Annotated in this window: 17 protein-coding genes; 10 read left to right on the top strand and 7 right to left on the bottom strand. The window is 63.4% G+C overall.

Annotated features, from left to right (window positions below; genetic code table 11):
• Positions 1–82 precede the first annotated feature (82 nt).
• The gene (gene secA, locus VNS12_RS03580; RefSeq protein ID WP_325486473.1) at positions 83–2,752 is read right to left on the bottom strand and encodes a preprotein translocase subunit SecA; all 2,670 of its coding nucleotides are present in this window, start codon (positions 2,750–2,752) and stop codon (positions 83–85) included.
• Positions 2,753–3,024: 272 nt separating this feature from the next.
• Between secA and VNS12_RS03575 the strand changes: the two genes are divergently transcribed.
• From VNS12_RS03575 to VNS12_RS03555, 5 genes are all read left to right on the top strand, one after another.
• The gene (locus VNS12_RS03575; protein ID WP_325486472.1) at positions 3,025–3,930 is read left to right on the top strand and encodes a peptidylprolyl isomerase; all 906 of its coding nucleotides are present in this window, start codon (positions 3,025–3,027) and stop codon (positions 3,928–3,930) included.
• A 124-nt stretch (positions 3,931–4,054) separates the two neighbouring features.
• A complete protein-coding gene (locus VNS12_RS03570; RefSeq protein ID WP_325486471.1) occupies positions 4,055–4,705 on the top strand; it encodes a LysE family translocator in 651 nt (216 codons plus the stop codon).
• A 77-nt stretch (positions 4,706–4,782) separates the two neighbouring features.
• Entirely contained in the window at positions 4,783–6,015 is a 1,233-nt protein-coding gene (gene argJ / locus VNS12_RS03565; protein WP_325486470.1) for a bifunctional glutamate N-acetyltransferase/amino-acid acetyltransferase ArgJ, read from the top strand.
• Positions 6,016–6,023: 8 nt separating this feature from the next.
• On the top strand, positions 6,024–6,776 hold the full coding sequence (locus VNS12_RS03560) for a GNAT family N-acetyltransferase (protein ID WP_325486469.1): 753 nt from the start codon (positions 6,024–6,026) through the stop codon (positions 6,774–6,776).
• Complete coding sequence (locus tag VNS12_RS03555; protein WP_325486468.1) at positions 6,773–7,171, top strand: (deoxy)nucleoside triphosphate pyrophosphohydrolase; 399 nt, start codon at positions 6,773–6,775, stop codon at positions 7,169–7,171. The genes VNS12_RS03560 and VNS12_RS03555 overlap by 4 nt, the downstream gene beginning before the upstream one ends.
• Before the next feature lie 114 nt (positions 7,172–7,285).
• Here VNS12_RS03555 and VNS12_RS03550 read toward each other — a convergent pair whose 3' ends face one another.
• The 5 genes from VNS12_RS03550 to VNS12_RS03530 all read right to left on the bottom strand — a co-directional run bounded on the left by VNS12_RS03550 (position 7,286) and on the right by VNS12_RS03530 (position 11,436).
• Positions 7,286–7,852 carry a DUF1003 domain-containing protein gene (locus VNS12_RS03550; protein WP_325486467.1) on the bottom strand — a complete coding sequence of 189 codons (567 nt, stop codon included), beginning with the start codon at positions 7,850–7,852 and terminating at the stop codon, positions 7,286–7,288.
• A gap of 37 nt (positions 7,853–7,889) precedes the next feature.
• Positions 7,890–8,891, bottom strand: a complete 1,002-nt coding sequence (locus VNS12_RS03545) for a murein L,D-transpeptidase family protein (protein WP_325486466.1) — start codon at positions 8,889–8,891, stop codon at positions 7,890–7,892.
• 415 nt (positions 8,892–9,306) lie between these two features.
• On the bottom strand, positions 9,307–10,266 hold the full coding sequence (locus VNS12_RS03540; RefSeq protein ID WP_325486465.1) for an acetyl-CoA carboxylase carboxyltransferase subunit alpha: 960 nt from the start codon (positions 10,264–10,266) through the stop codon (positions 9,307–9,309).
• 121 nt (positions 10,267–10,387) lie between these two features.
• A complete protein-coding gene (locus VNS12_RS03535; protein ID WP_325486464.1) occupies positions 10,388–11,284 on the bottom strand; it encodes a site-specific tyrosine recombinase XerD in 897 nt (298 codons plus the stop codon).
• Entirely contained in the window at positions 11,284–11,436 is a 153-nt protein-coding gene (locus VNS12_RS03530) for a histidine kinase (RefSeq protein ID WP_325486463.1), read from the bottom strand. Before VNS12_RS03530 ends, VNS12_RS03535 begins: the two co-directional genes overlap by 1 nt.
• A gap of 120 nt (positions 11,437–11,556) precedes the next feature.
• On the opposite strand from VNS12_RS03530, the gene VNS12_RS03525 reads away from it, so the two are divergent.
• Both VNS12_RS03525 and aroB read left to right on the top strand, forming a co-directional pair.
• Positions 11,557–12,150, top strand: coding sequence for a shikimate kinase (locus VNS12_RS03525; RefSeq protein WP_325486462.1), 594 nt, complete (start codon positions 11,557–11,559; stop codon positions 12,148–12,150).
• Positions 12,147–13,265, top strand: a complete 1,119-nt coding sequence (gene aroB, locus VNS12_RS03520) for a 3-dehydroquinate synthase (RefSeq protein ID WP_325486461.1) — start codon at positions 12,147–12,149, stop codon at positions 13,263–13,265. The genes VNS12_RS03525 and aroB overlap by 4 nt, the downstream gene beginning before the upstream one ends.
• A gap of 26 nt (positions 13,266–13,291) precedes the next feature.
• Here aroB and VNS12_RS03515 read toward each other — a convergent pair whose 3' ends face one another.
• Positions 13,292–13,546: a BolA family protein gene (locus VNS12_RS03515; RefSeq protein WP_325486460.1), complete on the bottom strand. Its 255-nt coding sequence runs from the start codon at positions 13,544–13,546 to the stop codon at positions 13,292–13,294.
• A gap of 125 nt (positions 13,547–13,671) precedes the next feature.
• Here VNS12_RS03515 and VNS12_RS03510 point away from each other — a divergent pair, with 125 nt between their 5' ends.
• The 3 genes from VNS12_RS03510 to VNS12_RS03500 all read left to right on the top strand — a co-directional run.
• The gene (locus tag VNS12_RS03510) at positions 13,672–14,322 is read left to right on the top strand and encodes a J domain-containing protein (protein WP_325486459.1); all 651 of its coding nucleotides are present in this window, start codon (positions 13,672–13,674) and stop codon (positions 14,320–14,322) included.
• A 122-nt stretch (positions 14,323–14,444) separates the two neighbouring features.
• Positions 14,445–15,425, top strand: coding sequence for a cobaltochelatase subunit CobS (gene cobS / locus VNS12_RS03505; RefSeq protein ID WP_325486474.1), 981 nt, complete (start codon positions 14,445–14,447; stop codon positions 15,423–15,425).
• Between the two features lie 98 nt (positions 15,426–15,523).
• On the top strand, positions 15,524–17,056 hold a 1,533-nt coding region (locus tag VNS12_RS03500; RefSeq protein ID WP_325486458.1), incomplete at its 3' end, for a cobaltochelatase CobT-related protein.

The following is a 17,056-nucleotide window of genomic DNA, read 5'->3' as shown; positions in this document are numbered from 1 at the left end:
AGAAGGTGGCCGCGAAGCGGTCGGATAAGGGGGCGCTGAGCTTGCCGAGCCGGCGACGGCCCGGGTGTCAAACGGCGTTCGCCTAGAATGCCCCGTGACAATGCTTGAACTTCTTGCCTGATCCGCACGGGCACGGATCATTGCGGCGGGTCCGCGCCATCACTTCAGGGCTCAACTGCCCCTGTGGCTGATCTTCGCCCACCTCATTCTCGCCCGTCAGCGGGTCGATATGGGTCTCCCGCAACTGGCTGGGATCGGGCTCCTGCGGCGGGGACGGACGCAACTCGAAATGGCTCAGCTGGGTGGTGACCAGTTCGCGCAGATTGTTGAGCAGCTGCGAGAACAGCTCAAACGCTTCCTGCTTGTACTCGTTGAGCGGATCACGCTGGGCCAGTCCACGCCAGCCTACCACCTTCGAGAGGTGATCGAGCGTGATCAGGTGCTCGCGCCACAGGCCATCGATCGATTGCAGCACAAAGCTCTTTTCGATCTGGCGCATGGCTTCGGGGCCGACACGAGCCGCCTTGGCCGCCGCGTATTCGTCGGCCATCTTGACCAGACGCTCGCGCAGCACCTCGACATCCATGCCTTCCTCGTCCACCCAGTGGGCGAGGTCGGGCTCGACACCGAGATAAGTCTTGGCCGCTGCGCCAAGCTGCTCGATATTCCACTGCTCGGGATAGGAGCGGTCCGGGCAGGATTTGGCGATGATCGAATCCACCACGTCATGGCGCATGTCGGTGATGGTATCGGCCACCGATTCGGCATCCATCAGTTCCTTGCGCTGCTCGAAGATCACCTTGCGCTGATCATTCATCACATCGTCGTATTTGAGGATGTTCTTGCGGATATCGAAGTTGTGCGCTTCCACGCGGGTCTGGGCCCGCTCGATCGCCTTGGTGACCATGGCATCGGAGATCGATTCCCCATCCTTGAGCCCCAGCGAGGTCAGCAGCTTTTCCATCCGCTCGGGGAAGAACCTGCGCATCAGATCGTCTTGCAACGACACATAGAACGTCGAGCGTCCGGGGTCGCCCTGACGGCCCGACCGGCCGCGCAGCTGGTTGTCGATGCGGCGGCTTTCGTGGCGTTCGGTGCCGATCACCATCAGGCCTCCAGCGGCCAGCGCCTCTTCCTTCTTCTTGGCGATATCGGCCTTGATCTCGGCGATCTTCTTGTCTTTTGCCTCGCCCTCCAGCTCTGCGGTCTCGATAGCGACCCGCATGTCCAGATTGCCGCCAAGCTGAATGTCGGTACCGCGACCCGCCATATTGGTGGCGATGGTCACCGCGCCCGGCACGCCCGCTCCGGCGATGATCTGGGCTTCCTGTTCGTGATGGCGGGCGTTGAGAACCTTGAGGTCCTTGATACCCTTTTTCTTGAGGAAATCGGCCAGCATCTCGGAGCGTTCGATCGAGGTGGTGCCCACCAGCACCGGCTGGTTGCGCTTGCGGCATTCGACCACCGCATTGGTGATCGCCTCGAACTTCTCGTCCACCGAGCGATAGATCTGGTCGTTGTCGTCCACACGGGCGATGGGCAGGTTGGTGGGAATGGTCACCACGTCCAGCCCGTAGATGTCGGCAAACTCCGCCGCCTCGGTGTCCGCCGTTCCGGTCATGCCGGCCAGCTTTTCATACAGGCGGAAATAGTTCTGGAACGTGATCGACGCCAGCGTCTGGTTTTCCGGCTGGATCTTGGCATTTTCCTTGGCTTCCAACGCCTGGTGCAAGCCTTCGGAGAACCGCCGGCCCGGCATCATCCGGCCGGTGAACTCGTCGATGATCACCACCTCGTCGTCGCGGACGATATAGTCCTTGTCGCGCGAGAAGATCTTGTGCGCCTTGAGCGCCGAATTGAGGTGATGGACGACCGAGACGTTGTCGATATCGTAGAGCGAGCCGCCCTTGATGATCTCGTCGCGGGTCAAAATCTCTTCGAGCTTTTCGATACCCTCATCGGTAAAGCTCGCCGCCCGGTGCTTTTCGTCGATGGTGTAATCGTCCTCGACCAGCAGCGGGATATATTTATCGATGGTTTTGTACAGTTCCGAGCGGTCCTGTGACGGCCCCGAAATGATCAGCGGTGTGCGCGCTTCGTCGATCAGGATCGAGTCCACCTCGTCGACGATCGCGTAATTGTGCCCGCGCTGCACCATCTGCTCGCGCGAATATTTCATATTGTCGCGCAGATAGTCGAAGCCGAATTCGTTATTGGTGCCGTAGGTGATGTCGGCGTCGTAAGCCGCCTTGCGCTCCATATCGTTGAGCCCATGAACGATCACCCCGGTGGTCAGCCCGAGAAAATTATAGAGCGTTCCCATCCATTCGCTGTCGCGACGGGCGAGGTAGTCGTTGACGGTGACGACGTGGACACCCTTTTCTTCCAGCGCATTGAGGTAGGCGGCCAGCGTTGCCACCAGCGTCTTGCCTTCACCGGTCCGCATCTCGGTGATGGCGCGCTCATTGAGCACCATACCGCCGATCAGCTGCACGTCGAAATGGCGCATTCCCAGCGCACGCTTGGAGCCCTCACGCACCGTGGCAAAGGCCGGGACGATGATGTCCGCGAGCTTGGCCCCGCCGCGCAATTGCTGCCGGAACTGTTCGGTTTTGCCCCGCAGTTCGTCGTCGGTGAGCTTTTCGTACTCCGCTTCCAGCGCGTTTATGGCATCCACGTTGGACTGGTAGCGTCTGACACGCCTGTCGTTTGCCGAGCCGAAGAACTTCCGGGCGAGCGCAGCAAGAGCCATGAAGAGTGTCCTTAGAACCTGTTGTTTTACCCCGGATCTGGCCGTTCTGACCTTCCGGAATACCACCTCGAAATAGACTGAAGGGCAGCAGGCCGGTGCGCTTGCCACCAGGGCGCGAAAAAACGCTGATGGAGATGTAAGAGTGCCACCATGGCTTGTCAACGCCGTCAAAATCAGACAAACCAGCGCCAAAGTCCGGGTGCACAAGGTGTTATGGATACCCGGCCCGGGCAAATGGGGGCCCCGGTCTCACACAAAGGAGAGCTCACATCATGTCATTCGATCTCGCCGCCAAGGCGGTTGGCCTCGCGCGCGCCGCTCTGTTGCCGGCTGCACTGGCCCTGTCGCTGGGCGCGACCCCGCTGCTGGCCCAAACGCCTGAGCAGCCCGCCACCGAGCAGGCTGCCCCCTCCCCCGATACCGTGCTCGCCACCGTTGGCGATGCCAAAATCACCGAGGCCGATCTGGCGCTCGCCGCCGAAGAGCTGACTGCCGAATTGCAGTCGGTCCCCGCCAACCAGCGCCGCGCCTTCCTGCTCACGGTGATGATCGACATGAAGCTGATGGCCGGCGCCGCCCGGGCCGATGGCCTTGACGAAAGCGACGAGTTCGCCCGCCGCCTCGCCTATCTCGAAGATCAGGCCCTGCGCCGCGCCTTCTTCAACCAGATCGTCGAGACCCGCGTGACCGATGAGGCGGTTGAAGCCGCCTATGACGAACTGGTTGCCGATTTCACCCCCGAGCCCGAAGTGCGCGCCCGGCACATTCTTGTCGACACCGAAGAGCGCGCCAAGGAAATCCGCGCCGAGATCGAGGGTGGCCGCGACTTCGCCGATGCCGCCTCCGAATATGGCACCGATGGCACCCGCGCTACCGGCGGTGACCTGGGCTATTTCAGCACCGGCATGATGGTGCCTGAATTCGAACAGGCCGCGTTTGCACTCGAAGTGGGCGAGTTGTCCCAGCCGGTGCAGAGCCAGTTCGGCTGGCACCTGATCCAGCTTGAAGACCGCCGCCTCTCCGAAGCACCCCCGCTCGACCAGGTGCGCCAGCAGGTCGCCCAGCAGGTTCTCTATGAGAGCTACGAGGCGGCTATCGACGAGGCCAAGGCTGGTGTCGAGATCGACATTGCCGATGAAGACCTCGCCGCCGCCGTCGAGGCTCAGGGCGGGATCTGATCCCTCCGCACCGTTGCAACGACAGAACCCCGGCCACAAGCCGGGTTTTTTTTGGCCGCATGCTCCCACGCGCCGGTGGAATGATGTAGAACTACCGCTCCGACAGCCCTTGGAGATTGGGCCGATGATCATCGAACCGAGCCAGTTCGTCCTTTACCTTGCCGCCGCCCTGCTTCTGGCGATCACGCCCGGTCCTGGCATCTTTTACGTCGCCGCCCGAACGCTGGCCGGCGGGCGCGCCGAAGGTATCGCATCGAGTTTCGGCAACGGTTTCGGCGGACTGTTCCACATCGGGGCCGGGGCGCTGGGCGTATCGGCCATCGTTCTGGCGTCGGCCGAACTGTTCACCGTCCTCAAGCTGGCTGGCGCCGGTTACCTCGTCTGGATCGGCGTGCGCACCATCCTCGCGGCCCGCAAGGACGCCGGACTCGCGATCGGCAACCATCTCGCCACGCCGCCAACCGGAGCCCGGCTTGCGTTTCGCGACGGCGTGCTCGTCGAGGCCCTCAACCCCAAGACCGCCGCTTTCTTCCTGGCCTTTATTCCGCAATTCGTGGACCCGACCGGCAATGTCGCCCTCCAGTTCGCGCTGCTCGGCATCGTTTCGGTTGGCCTGAACACCGCTGCGGACATTGTTGTCGCGCTGCTTGCCGGACGTCTTCGGGACGGGGCCGCGGCGCGGCCCAACCTGATCCGCCGCCTGCGCGAAGCGTCGGGTGGTGCGATGGTCCTGCTTGCCGGCATCTTGGTACTGGCAAAGCGCCCCGCGTCCTGACATACGGGCTCTTGCAAGGGCCCCATGTTTTAAGGCACAGGGAAGGGCGTCCATCCCTCAGCGAAGGCCCCACCTCCATGGCCCTGCCCATCTCCCCCCTTGCCCCGAAAACCCACGCCGTTCCGCCTGCCATCGCCGGCGTGCGGTTTGCCACCGCCGAAGCGGGCATCCGCTATAAGGGCCGTACTGACGTGCTGCTGGCGGTGTTTGATCCCGGCACGACTGTGGCCGGTGTGCTCACGCGCTCGCTGTGCCCCTCCGCCGCCATTGACTGGTGCCGCGCCAACCTGCCTGGCGGCACGGCCCGCGCCCTCGTCGTCAATTCGGGCAATGCCAACGCCTTCACCGGCCTCAAGGGCAAACAATCGGTCGAACTCACCGCCCAGATTGCCGCCCGGGCCGTTGGTTGTGCTCCGTCGGAAATCTTCCTTGCTTCGACCGGGGTGATCGGCGAACCGCTGGATGCGACCAAATTCGATGGCGTTCTTGAAGGCCTGGCGGGCACTCTCGTCGCCGAACCGTGGATCGATCCGGCCCGCGCCATCATGACCACCGACACCTTCCCCAAGCTCGCCGAAGCGACGGTCGAAATCGATGGCGTCGCCATCTCGATCGCCGGCATTGCCAAAGGCTCGGGAATGATCGCCCCCGACATGGCCACCATGCTCAGCTTTGTGTTCACCGACGCCCCGATCGCCGCGCCGGTCCTTCAGGCCCTTGTTGCCCGCCACAACCAGACAAGTTTCAACGCCATCACCGTCGATAGCGACACCTCAACCTCCGACACTCTTCTGGCGTTCGCCACTGGCAAGGCCGCCATCGCCCCCATCGACAGCCTGTCCGACCCGCGCGCCGAAACCTTTGGCGACGCGCTCAAGACCGTCTTGTTCGATCTGGCCATGCAAGTTGTCCGCGACGGCGAAGGCGCCAGCAAATTCGTCACCGTCACCGTCACCGGTGCCCAATCGGATGACAGCGCCGCAAAGATTGCCCGCGCCATTGCCGACAGCCCCCTGGTCAAGACCGCCATTGCCGGCGAGGACGCCAATTGGGGCCGGGTGGTGATGGCAGTGGGCAAGGCGGGCCAGCCCGCCGACCGCGACCGCCTCACCATCGCCTTTGGCGATATCGTGGTTGCGCGCAACGGCGAACGGGCTCCCGACTATTCCGAGGACGCGGCCAGCGCCTACATGAAGGGCGACGAGCTGACGCTCAAGGTCGATATCGGTCTGGGCGATGGCAAAGCCACCCTCTACACCTGCGATCTCACCCACGGCTATATCGACATCAACGGCAGCTATCGGAGCTAGTTCGGATCATGCCCAGCGTTGCGCGCCTCGAAGCTGCGGCTCTGGCCACCTGGCCAGCGCTTGAAACCGTCACCGACGGCCAGTGGCAGGCGCGCTTTGCGTCGGGTTTTTCCGGGCGCGCCAATTCGATCTGGTGCCTTGATCCCGCCGATGATGCCAACGCCGAGGCCCGGCTTGCAACGCTGGCGACCGCCTATCAGGCGCGCAGCCTTGCCCCGGTGTTCCGCGTCACGCCGCTCACGGGCCGCAGCACCTTCGCAAGCCTCCAAAGCCTCGGATGGGCCGCGTTCCAATCCAGTCTGGTGCTGTCCATGCCCTTGCCGGAGACTGCCGAGCCGGCTCCGGCAGCTCAGCTTTACGATGCCGCCGACCCGGCGTTCCTTGCCATCGAGGCCGACCTTCAGGGGTTTGAAGGCGCAAGGCTCGACGCTTTTTCCGCCATTGTCCGGGCCATCGATGCCCCCGCTTGCGGCCTCGTCATCGCCGACGAAACCGGCGCGCCCGCTGCCGCCCTGATCTGCGCCCTCTCGGAGGACATTGCGATGGTCTATGACGTGATCACCGCAAAGCCTCAGCGCGGGCAGGGCTTTGGCCGCCGCATCATGGAAGCGGCCCTTGCCTGGGCGGTCGATCACAAGGCCCGACACGCCGCCTTGCAGGTGCGGGCCGATAACCATGCTGCCCTTGGGTTGTACCTGTCCCTCGGTTTTACCTTCCGCTACCCCTATCACTACCGCCGCTCGCCGGAGACGTCCCTATGAAAATCACCCTTGTCGTTGCCTGCGCGCTGGTCGACGCGGATCGCCGCGTGCTGATCGCCCAGCGCCCGGAGGGCAAACAGCTTGCCGGCCTGTGGGAGTTTCCCGGCGGCAAGATCGAAGCGGGCGAAACCCCTGAAGCAGCGCTGATCCGCGAACTGCGCGAGGAACTGGGTGTCGATACCAGCGCGGCCTGCCTTGCCCCGCTCACCTTTGCCAGCCATGCCTATGAGGACTGGCACCTCTTGATGCCGCTCTATGTGTGCCGCAAATGGCAGGGCACCCCCACCGCCCATGAGCACTCGGCGCTCAAATGGGTGCGCCCCCAGCGCCTGCATGATTACCCCATGCCGCCCGCCGACCTGCCGCTGATCGCCCCTTTGTGCGACCTGCTATAGAGCGTTTCCAGAACAGGTGGATACCACTTGTTCGGTTCGGAAACGCGACAAAACAAGCACTTAGGGCATCTGATCTGATTCAATCAGATCAGGAATTGCTATAGACTCGTCTTCTCAGTCCTTGCGCTGGTTCGCCAGCACCGCCTCTGTGAGGCGGTCAATCTGTTGCTGCTGCTGTTCAACCAGCGCCCGCAAATCGTGCTCGCGCAACTGGTCGAGCTTGTCATGCAGCGCCATGATCTCGACCTCGGCCTTGAGGTTGACCTCGTAATCGTGCTCGGCGGCCAGCCGGTCTTTCGCCGATTGCCGGTTCTGGCTCATCATGATCACCGGCGCCTGCAATGCCGCCAGCATCGAGAGCATCAGGTTGAGGAAAATGAAGGGATACGGGTCGAAAGCCCGCGTCGCCAGCAACAGATTGCTGAGCACCCACAGTGCCAGGCAACCGATAAAGGAGAGGATGAAGCCCCAGGATCCGCCAAAAGCGGCGATCCGGTCCGCCACCCGATCGCCAAACCCCTGCCGGTCCTTGTAGGCCGCGTTGGTATCGCGGGCCACCGTGCGCCGGGCAAAGGCCCGTTCGAGCACCGACTGCTCGATACGGGTCAGATCATCGACGGTCTTTCCAAAATAGCGGTCCGCGCCGTGGGCGAGCCGCTCCGCCTTGTCCTTGCCCCGCATGCTCCTCAGCCCCGTTTCCGCCCGTTATTTGCTGCCTTCAGTCTGCGGCCTGCGACTGCGCCTGCCCGCCGAACGGGCTGAACAATGTGCCAAAGAACCCGCTCACCGCGGTGTTGAGCGCTTCGCCCCGGGCGGCCTGTTCCGCCTGCGCCGCCACGCGCCGCTCTTCGGCACTGGCAGCGGCGGCTTGCGCGTTGGCAATGCGCACCGTTGCGCTCTGGATTGCGGCGGCATCAGCGCTCTGCTTGGCCATATAGGCGGAAATGATCGCCTGATCGGCGACCACCGCCGGGCAGCTTCCCGCCATCGACGCTGTCGCCCCCGCTGCCGAAGGCTGGCGGAACACATAGCGCCCATCGCACACGTCCCAGCTTGGCGGGGTACTGGCCACCTCAAAGAAGTCATAGCCTTCCTTGAGGTTGTTCCAGAAATCCGCGTGGGGGCTCGATTGGTGCCGGGCCAGATTGTCCGGCGTCATCCGGAACGGAAAGATCTGCGCCTCGAACGAGCGATTGCCCCCGGTGAACGATTCGCGGGCCAGCGCGTAGATTTCGGCGATCTGCTCGTCTTCCATGGCATAGCACCCGGCCGATGAACATGCGCCATGCACCATCAGATGGCTGCCCGTCCGCCCATAGGAGCGGTCGTATTTGTTGGGGAAGCCCAGGTTGAAGGCCAGGTAATAATTGGAGTTGGGATTCATCAGCCCCGGCGTGATCGTATAGAACCCTTCCGGCGCCTGCCGGTCGCCCTCATAGAATTTTGGGCCCAGCTCACCCGACCAGGTGCAGATATCATAGCTCTTGAACAGCTTGTACGCCCCGCTTGAGGTCTGTTTCCAGACTTCGAGCGTATCTTCTTCCTTGAAGATGCGCACCATCATCGGCGCCTGGGGCGAAGAGCCCATGGCGCTCAGCCGCGATTTGGCCGCGCCCGACAGCGGAACCATATGTCGCCCATCGCCTTCGAGCGGCGAACATGAAGCGATGACGCCTGCGAACAGGACCGCCGTGAGTAAAAGGACCGCCTTGCGGATCATCTGTGCCCTGACCCCGAATTACCGTTACGCCCCCTCCTTGAGGTTCATCGCACCTCAGGGTTAACGCTCGGTAAGGTTTCTCCGCACTCGACGCGAATTTTCGGCAAATTGCAACTGTCGCAGTCACATTCCGGTGAGCAACGGGGAGAGCGACGCGCGCCGGGCTGCCCTTCCCTCAGCGTGTCATCCCGGCCTTGAGCCGGGATCCAGTACGCGGCAGCGATGAGAAAAGAACGCAAGCTCTGCCGGTTACTGGTTCCCGGGTCTACGTCCGGGATGACAGGGCATGGACGAGTAAGAACAAAAGCTCGAACCAGCGTTCCAGCAGGAACTCACGCATCTGCAACAAGAGCCCCCCTCGCCCCTAGAGGGGAGAGGGCCGGGGGTGAGGGGTGCGCAGCGCCTGCGACAGGCCCTAAACCAGCGTCGTCCCGATCGCCAGGAACTTCTCGCGCCGCAATTCGCGGATTTCGAGCGGCCCCAGATCATCGCCATATTCGCCGAGGAATTTGACGATTTCCGCCCGCGTATCGGCCATGATCTTTTCCGGATTGCGATGGGCGCCGCCCACCGGCTCCTCGATAATCCCGTCGATTACCTTGAGCGCCAGCAAATCCTGCGCCGTGATCTTCTGGGCCGCTGCCATATCCTGTGCCTTGCCAGCATCGCGGAACAGGATCGAGGCTCCGGCTTCGGGAGAAATCACCGAATAGACCGAATGTTCGAGCATCAGCACCTTGTTGGTAGCGGCAATGGCAATCGCGCCGCCTGACCCGCCTTCGCCGATGATGATCGACAGGTTCGGTACCCCGATTTCAAGGCACTTTTCCGTGGACCGGGCGATGGCTTCCGCCTGCCCGCGCTCTTCAGCGCCGATGCCCGGATAGGCCCCGGCGGTGTCGACAATCGAGATCACCGGAATGCCGAACCGGTCGGCCATTTCCATGATCCGCACGGCCTTGCGGTAGCCTTCGGGCCGGGCCATGCCGAAATTGTGCTTGAGGCGGCTTTCGGTGTCGTTGCCCTTTTCCTGCCCGATGATGGCGACCGGAATGCCGTCGATACGGCCAAACCCCGCCTGGATCGCCGGGTCTTCGGCAAATTTGCGGTCCCCGGCCAGCGGCGTCCACTCGGTCACGAACGCCTTGAGATAGTTGGAAAAATGCGGGCGCATCGGATGGCGCGCCACCTGGGTCTTCTGCCAGGGGGTGAGCTTTTTGTAGATGTCGCGCAGCGCATCGTCGGCCCGATGCTGGAGACGGGAGACCTCGTCGCCGATCGAAACGGCCTGGTCGGTCTGGGCGAGGGACTTGAGCTCGGCGATCTTGCCTTCGAGTTCGGCAACCGGCTTTTCAAAATCGAGATATGACTGCATGCAACCCGCCCGTTTTCGGGCAACCTTATGATGTTTGCGCGGGGGCCGCCAGACGCTCTTGGCGATGGCGACGCTCTATGGGTCCAAAGTGGCGGGAAAGTGTCGGCTCGCCCCGGATATGTCAAGCGCCCCCGGCGAGAGGATGATGGTCTTCAAGCAATTGCCGCAAATGCGCGTCCAGCACATGGGTGTAGATCTGCGTCGTCGAAATGTCCGCATGGCCCAGCAACATCTGCACCACCCGCAGATCGGCCCCGTTCTGCAACAGATGCGAGGCAAAGGCGTGCCGCAGCACGTGCGGGGACACTTTCGCCACCGGCAAACCCACCCGCCCGGCCAGCGCCTTGAGATCACGGGCAAACACCTGCCGCGCCAGATGTCCTTCGGCTCCACCCGCCGGAAAGACAAACCGGTTTTTCCCCAGGGATTTCAGCCAGCCGAGCAGGGCGTCGCGCGCCTTGTCATTGAGCGGCACCAGCCGCTCGCGCCCGCCCTTTCCCGCCAGGATCAGATGATCCGCCTCGCGGCGCACCGCGGCCTGTTCCAGCGCCACCAGTTCGGAAACCCGCAGCCCGGTAGCGTAAAGCAGCTCCAGCAAGACGTAGAGCCGCACCGCCTTGTCCTCGCCGCCCTCCGCCTCCGCCTCGGCCTGTGCCAGCAACTGGTCGACCTCGTCGATCGAGAGCACCTTGGGCAAGCCCCGCCCCGGTCTGGGCGAAGCGACGATCCGCGTCGGATCGTCTTCTTTGATCGCTTCGGAAACGAAAAATCTGTGCATCTGACGCACCGCGCTCAGCCGCCGCGCCGCCGAACTGGCCGCCAGCCCTTCCGCCGAGAGATGCGCGAGATAATCAGCCACGTCAGCGCGCGCCGCCTCCGACACCGAAAGTTTCCGCCGCGCGAGAAACCCGGCATAATCGAGCAGGTCGTGGCGATAGGCTTCAATGGTATTGGCCGCTGCCCCGCGTTCTGCGCTCATCATTTCGAGAAAGGCGTCGATAAGGTGCAGATCGCGCATCAGGGCGTATCCGCCAGCAGGTCGCGGGTCGGAATACGCACGGTCACTTCGCGTTCCTCCGGCTCGACCAGAACCGTGAGCGCGAACATTCCCGCATAAGCGAGCCCGGCGATGAAAGCGATGGCCACGAGCAGCCGAAACAGTGTTGGCATGGTTTCCCCTGGGATGGCCCCCTTGTTTTTCCAGATTTGCGCCGCTCCGGCAAGCCACGCCACCTTGACACATGCCGCGCCAAAGGTTTGAACCACTCGCAATCGAAAGGGCGAAAAACGATGGGGCCGAACGCGACAGGCACGACCGGGCCGAAGGTCGAAAGCGAAGTGCTGGCGCGCCTTGGCGGGCGTTCCATCGTGCTTATTGGCATGATGGGCGCGGGCAAGACCACTGTGGGGCGGCGTCTGGCCACCCGGCTGGGCCTGCCCTTCACCGATTCCGACGCCGAAATTGAAACCGCCGCCGGCATGTCGATCCCCGACATCTTCGCCGCCCATGGCGAAGCGGAATTCCGGGCCGGCGAAGCCCGGGTCATTGCCCGGCTGTTGCAGGGCCGTCAGGGGATTCTGGCCACCGGCGGCGGTGCCTTCGTCAATCCTGAAACCCGCCGCTCGATTCTGGACGGCGCGCTCTCGATCTGGATCAAGGCCGATTTCGAGCTGCTGTTCGCCCGCGTCTCCAAGCGCCCCGGCCGCCCGCTGCTCCAGACCCACGACCCCCGCGGCACATTGCGCGACCTGATCGACAAGCGCTACCCGATCTATGCGCTCGCCGACCTTACCGTCGAATCGCGCGATGTCCCCCACGAGACCGTCGTCAGCGACATTCTCGCCGCCCTATCCGACCATCTCGATCCGGTGACCAAATCATGAGCCTGCAAGCGCCCGCCCGCCACACCGTCCATGTCCCGTTGGGGGACAGGGCATATGACATCATCATCGCTCCCGACGCCATCGACAGCGCGGGCGAGCGGTTGGCGTCCCTGTTTCCCGGCGCGCGCTACGGCATCGTCACCGATGAAAACGTCGCCCGGGCCCAACTGCCGCGCCTGCTCGCCGCCCTTGATGGCGCGGGGTTGTCGCACACCGAGATCATTTTGCCCGCGGGCGAAGCCACCAAATCCTGGGCGCATCTGCAAACCACCGTCGACGCCATTCTCGCCGCACGCCTGGAGCGCAACGATATCCTCATCGCGCTGGGCGGCGGGGTGATCGGCGATCTGGCCGGCTTTGCCGCCGCCATCACCCGGCGTGGCATGGATTTCGTCCAGATTCCGACTTCGCTGCTGGCCCAGGTCGATTCCTCGGTCGGCGGCAAGACAGGCATCAACTCCCAATATGGCAAGAACCTCGTCGGTGCCTTCCACCAGCCCCGCCTCGTACTGGCCGACCAGCAGGCCCTCGATACACTCCCCCCGCGCCAGTTCGCTGCTGGCTATGCCGAAGTGGTCAAATACGGCCTGATCGACGACGAGGAGTTCTTTTTCTGGCTCGAAGCCAATTTTTCCGACATCGAATCCGGCGGCCCGGCCCGTGCCGAAGCCATCGCCAAAGCCTGTGTTGCCAAGGCGCGTGTCGTCGTCGAGGATGAAAAGGAAACGGGCCGCCGGGCCCTGCTCAACCTGGGCCACACTTTTGGCCACGCGCTGGAAAAGGCCACGGGCTATTCCGACCGGCTGCTCCACGGCGAAGGCGTCGCCGTCGGCATGGTCCTCGCCCATCGTTTTTCGGCCCGGCTCGGCCTCGCGCCTTCTCAGGATTCGGGCCGCATCGAAGCCCATTTGAAAACCGCAGGCCTGCCCACCATATTGGCTGACATCCCCGGCGATCTGCCCCCCACAGACGTTCTGATGGACGCCATCGCCCAGGACAAGAAGGTCTCGCGCGGCGCGCTGACCTTCATTCTGACCCGCGGCATCGGCAAGGCGTTCATCGAAAAGAACGTCAACGCCGCGGACGTGACGCAGTTTCTGGAGGATATGCGTTAAAGGAGGTCTCCCCAGCCCCCTGGAGGTTATTTCACCTCGATCGCCAGCGCATGCAGCCCGGCGTCGAACTGCGCCTGCAGCGCTTCGTTGATGGCCCTGTGCTGCGCCACCCGGTTCAACCCTGCAAGCGCCGGGGCTGAAATGCGGATACGGAAATGTGTATTGCCCCCTTCCCGCCATCCCGCATGGCCATAATGCTGCTGGGATTCGTCGATCACCTCCAACAGGCTCGGCGCAAACTTTTCGGCAAGGGCGGCCTCGATTTCATCGCGTACGCTCATCGTGTCAACAGCTCCGGCTGGCGAAATGGCAAAATATGTACCGGGCATCCCGGTGCGAAAGTGTATAGGATCATGGGCCCCGCTTTCCAAGGCCCGGAAACCGGCAACTGCTTGAACCGATATCAATGACCAATTCCAAATCCAAAATTTTCGATTCCGTGCGCATCAAGCCGCGTCGCTCTGCGGCGGTCGAGGCGGCTGCGACGCATCCCGGTTGCGACTGGGAAGGCTGCGAAAATCCCGGCCTGCACAAGGCCCCCAAGGGCGCGCGCTCGGAAGGCGAGTTCCACAGCTTCTGCCTCGAACACGTCCGCCATTATAACAAGGCCTATAATTACTTCGCCGACATGAACGACGACGAGATCGCCGATCACGCCAACAAGATGAACGCCCCCGGCAGCCGCGAAACCTGGGCCTTCGGGTCCAATGCCCATGGCAAGTCGAACCCCCAGCCGCGCCCGTCGCGGCCCCGCCAGCCCGCTGGCCGCCAGTTCCACGACGTCAACCACCTGTTTGCGCGCCTGCGCTCGCGGGCCGGAGGCAATCTGGGGGCTGACGCGCCCGAGCGCGAGATCACCCTCACCGGGCAGGATCGGGCAGCGTTTGAGGTACTGGGCCTTGAAACCCGTAAGCCCTCATCCGAAATCAAGTCGGCCTACAAAGCCCTGGTCAAGCTCCACCACCCCGACGCCAATGGCGGCGACCGGGGCTCGGAAGACCGCCTGCGCTCGATCATCGCCGCCTATAATCATCTCAAGTCGCGCGGCTTCGTTTAGGGCGTTGCGGCAAGACTGAGGCTTGCGGCGCTGTGCACTCTGGGTTTATGGCAGACAGACTGCTATAAGCGCCTGAATTTTCTCCCCGAGAGCCGAGGACAACGCCCTCCACGAGGCCAATGATGACTGAGTATTCCAACTTGCCCGATACCGACTACAAGGTGCGCGATCTTTTCGGGATCGACAGCGACATGGTGGTCAAGGGTTACGCCGAACGCACCGACCACGTGCCTGAGATCGACCCGGACTACCTGTTCGATCGCAACACCACGCTGGCCATCCTCGCCGGTTTTGCCTTCAACCGCCGCGTGATGGTGCAGGGCTATCACGGCACGGGCAAGTCGACCCATATCGAACAGGTCGCCGCCCGGCTGAACTGGCCGCTGGTCCGCGTCAACCTCGACAGCCACGTGTCGCGTATCGACCTTGTCGGCAAGGACGCCATCGTTCTCAAGGACGGCAAGCAGGTCACCGAATTCCGCGACGGCATTCTCCCCTGGGCGGTGCAGAACAACGTCGCCCTGGTGTTTGACGAATACGACGCCGGGCGCCCCGACGTGATGTTCGTCATCCAGCGGGTGCTCGAAGTCTCGGGCCGCCTGACCCTGCTCGACCAGAACCGCGTCATCCGTCCCCACCCGGCGTTCCGTCTGTTTTCGACCACCAACACCATCGGGCTGGGCGATACCTCGGGGCTGTACCACGGCACCCAGCAGATCAACCAGGGCCAGATGGACCGCTGGTCGATCGTCGTGACGCTCAACTATCTGGCGCATGAAAAGGAAGTCGGCATCGTTCTGGCCAAGGCCAAGAGCTACAACCAGACCGAAGAGGGCCGCAAGACCGTCTCCAACATGGTCCGCGTCGCCGATCTCACCCGCTCGGCCTTCATCAATGGCGATCTGTCGACCGTGATGAGCCCGCGCGCCGTGATCACCTGGGCCGAGAACGCTGAAATCTTCGGCGATCTGGGCTTTGCCTTCCGGCTGACCTTCCTCAACAAGTGCGATGAACTCGAACGCCCGGTCGTTGCCGAATTCTACCAGCGCGTGTTCGGCGTCGATCTCCCCGAATCCGCCGCCAACCTGGCGATTTCGGCTTAGGCACTCCCCCTCCCCTTCTCCCCTTGTGGGTGAAGGGGACCGCGTAGCGGTCGGATGAGGGGGCAGCCTCTCCACCAACCCCAAAGCTTTGAAGATCAATGGCCCAGTCCCCGCGCACCAAAGCCAACAAGCCCGACCCCACAGCAACCTTCAAGGCCGCCGTGGGCGCGGCGGTGCGCACCGTCGCGGGACAGCCCGATCTCGAAGTGAGCTTCACCGCCGAACGGCCAATCCTGACCGCCGACCGGGCGCGCCTCGCCGCGCTCCCGCGCCTGCCAACCGCCCGCGACATCGCCGTCGCGCGGGGTCAGGGCGACGCCATGGCCATGCGTTTGGCCAGTCACGACCCGGACACCCATCGCAAGATGGCTCCCAAAGATCCCGAAGCCCGCGCCGCCTTCGATGCGCTTGAACAGGCGCGCGTCGAATCGCTGGGCTGCACCCGCATGGCGGGCATGAGCGGCAACATCGCCGAAATGATCGAGGATCGGCTGTTCCGCGCCAATTACGCCAACATCACCGATCTTCAGGACGCCCCCCTCGCCGAGGCGCTGGGGCTGATGATGCGCGAAAAAGTTGTCGGCATTCCAGTGCCGCCTTCGGGTACGCCGATTGTCGATCTGTGGCGCGAACGCATCGAGGGCAGGATCGGCACGTCTCTCGATCTTCTGGCCACCCATCTCGATGACCAGACCGAATTTTCCCGGCGGGCCCGCGCCATCCTGCGCGATCTCGACCTGATCGCCGAGGCCGATTACGACGATTTCGAGCCCGACGAGGCCGACAATTCCGACGAAAGCGCCCAGAATAATCAGGCGACCAACGGAGATGAAGACGATTCGGACGGCGAGGCCGATGGCGCCGACATGGAAGGCACCGAGGAAACCCCCGGCCAGCACGAGGAAGCCGGTGACGTCGAAGGCATGGAAGCCGACACTGCCGATTCCGAAGAAGACACCCAGACCGAGATCGGCGACGACACCGCCGCCCCGCCGCCACAGGGCCAGTCCGACCATCGTCTGTCCAATCAGCCCAGCTACAAGGTCTTCACCGACAAGTTCGACGAAGTGGTTTCCGCCGCCGATCTGTGCCCGCCCGAAGAGCTCGAACAGCTCCGGGGCCTGCTCGACAAGCAGCTCGAACATCTGGCGGGCGCCGTCGCACGGCTGGCCAACAAGCTGCAACGCCGCCTGATGGCGCAGCAGGAGCGCGGCTGGGATTTCGACCTCGAAGAGGGCGTGCTCGACACCGCCCGCCTCACCCGGGTCGTGACCGATCCCTTGCAGGCCCTGTCGTTCAAGGCCGAGCGCGACACCGAATTCCGCGACACTGTGGTGACGCTGCTCATCGACAATTCCGGCTCCATGCGCGGTCGTCCGATCACCATCGCGGCGATCTGTGGCGATATCCTCGCACGTACGCTGGAGCGCTGTGGCGTGAAGACCGAAATCCTCGGCTTCACCACCCGCGCCTGGAAGGGCGGCAAGTCCCGCGAAGCGTGGCTCGACGCCGGACGCCCCCCCAATCCGGGCCGCGTCAACGATATCCGCCACATCATCTATAAGGGTGCCGACGAGCCCTGGCGTCACGCCAAGCGCAATCTCGGCCTGATGATGCGCGAGGGTTTGCTC

The sequence above is a fragment of the Pelagibacterium sp. genome (genome assembly GCF_035555455.1).
Taxonomy (GTDB): domain Bacteria; phylum Pseudomonadota; class Alphaproteobacteria; order Rhizobiales; family Devosiaceae; genus Pelagibacterium.
This window is presented reverse-complemented; position numbering and strand designations above follow the sequence as displayed.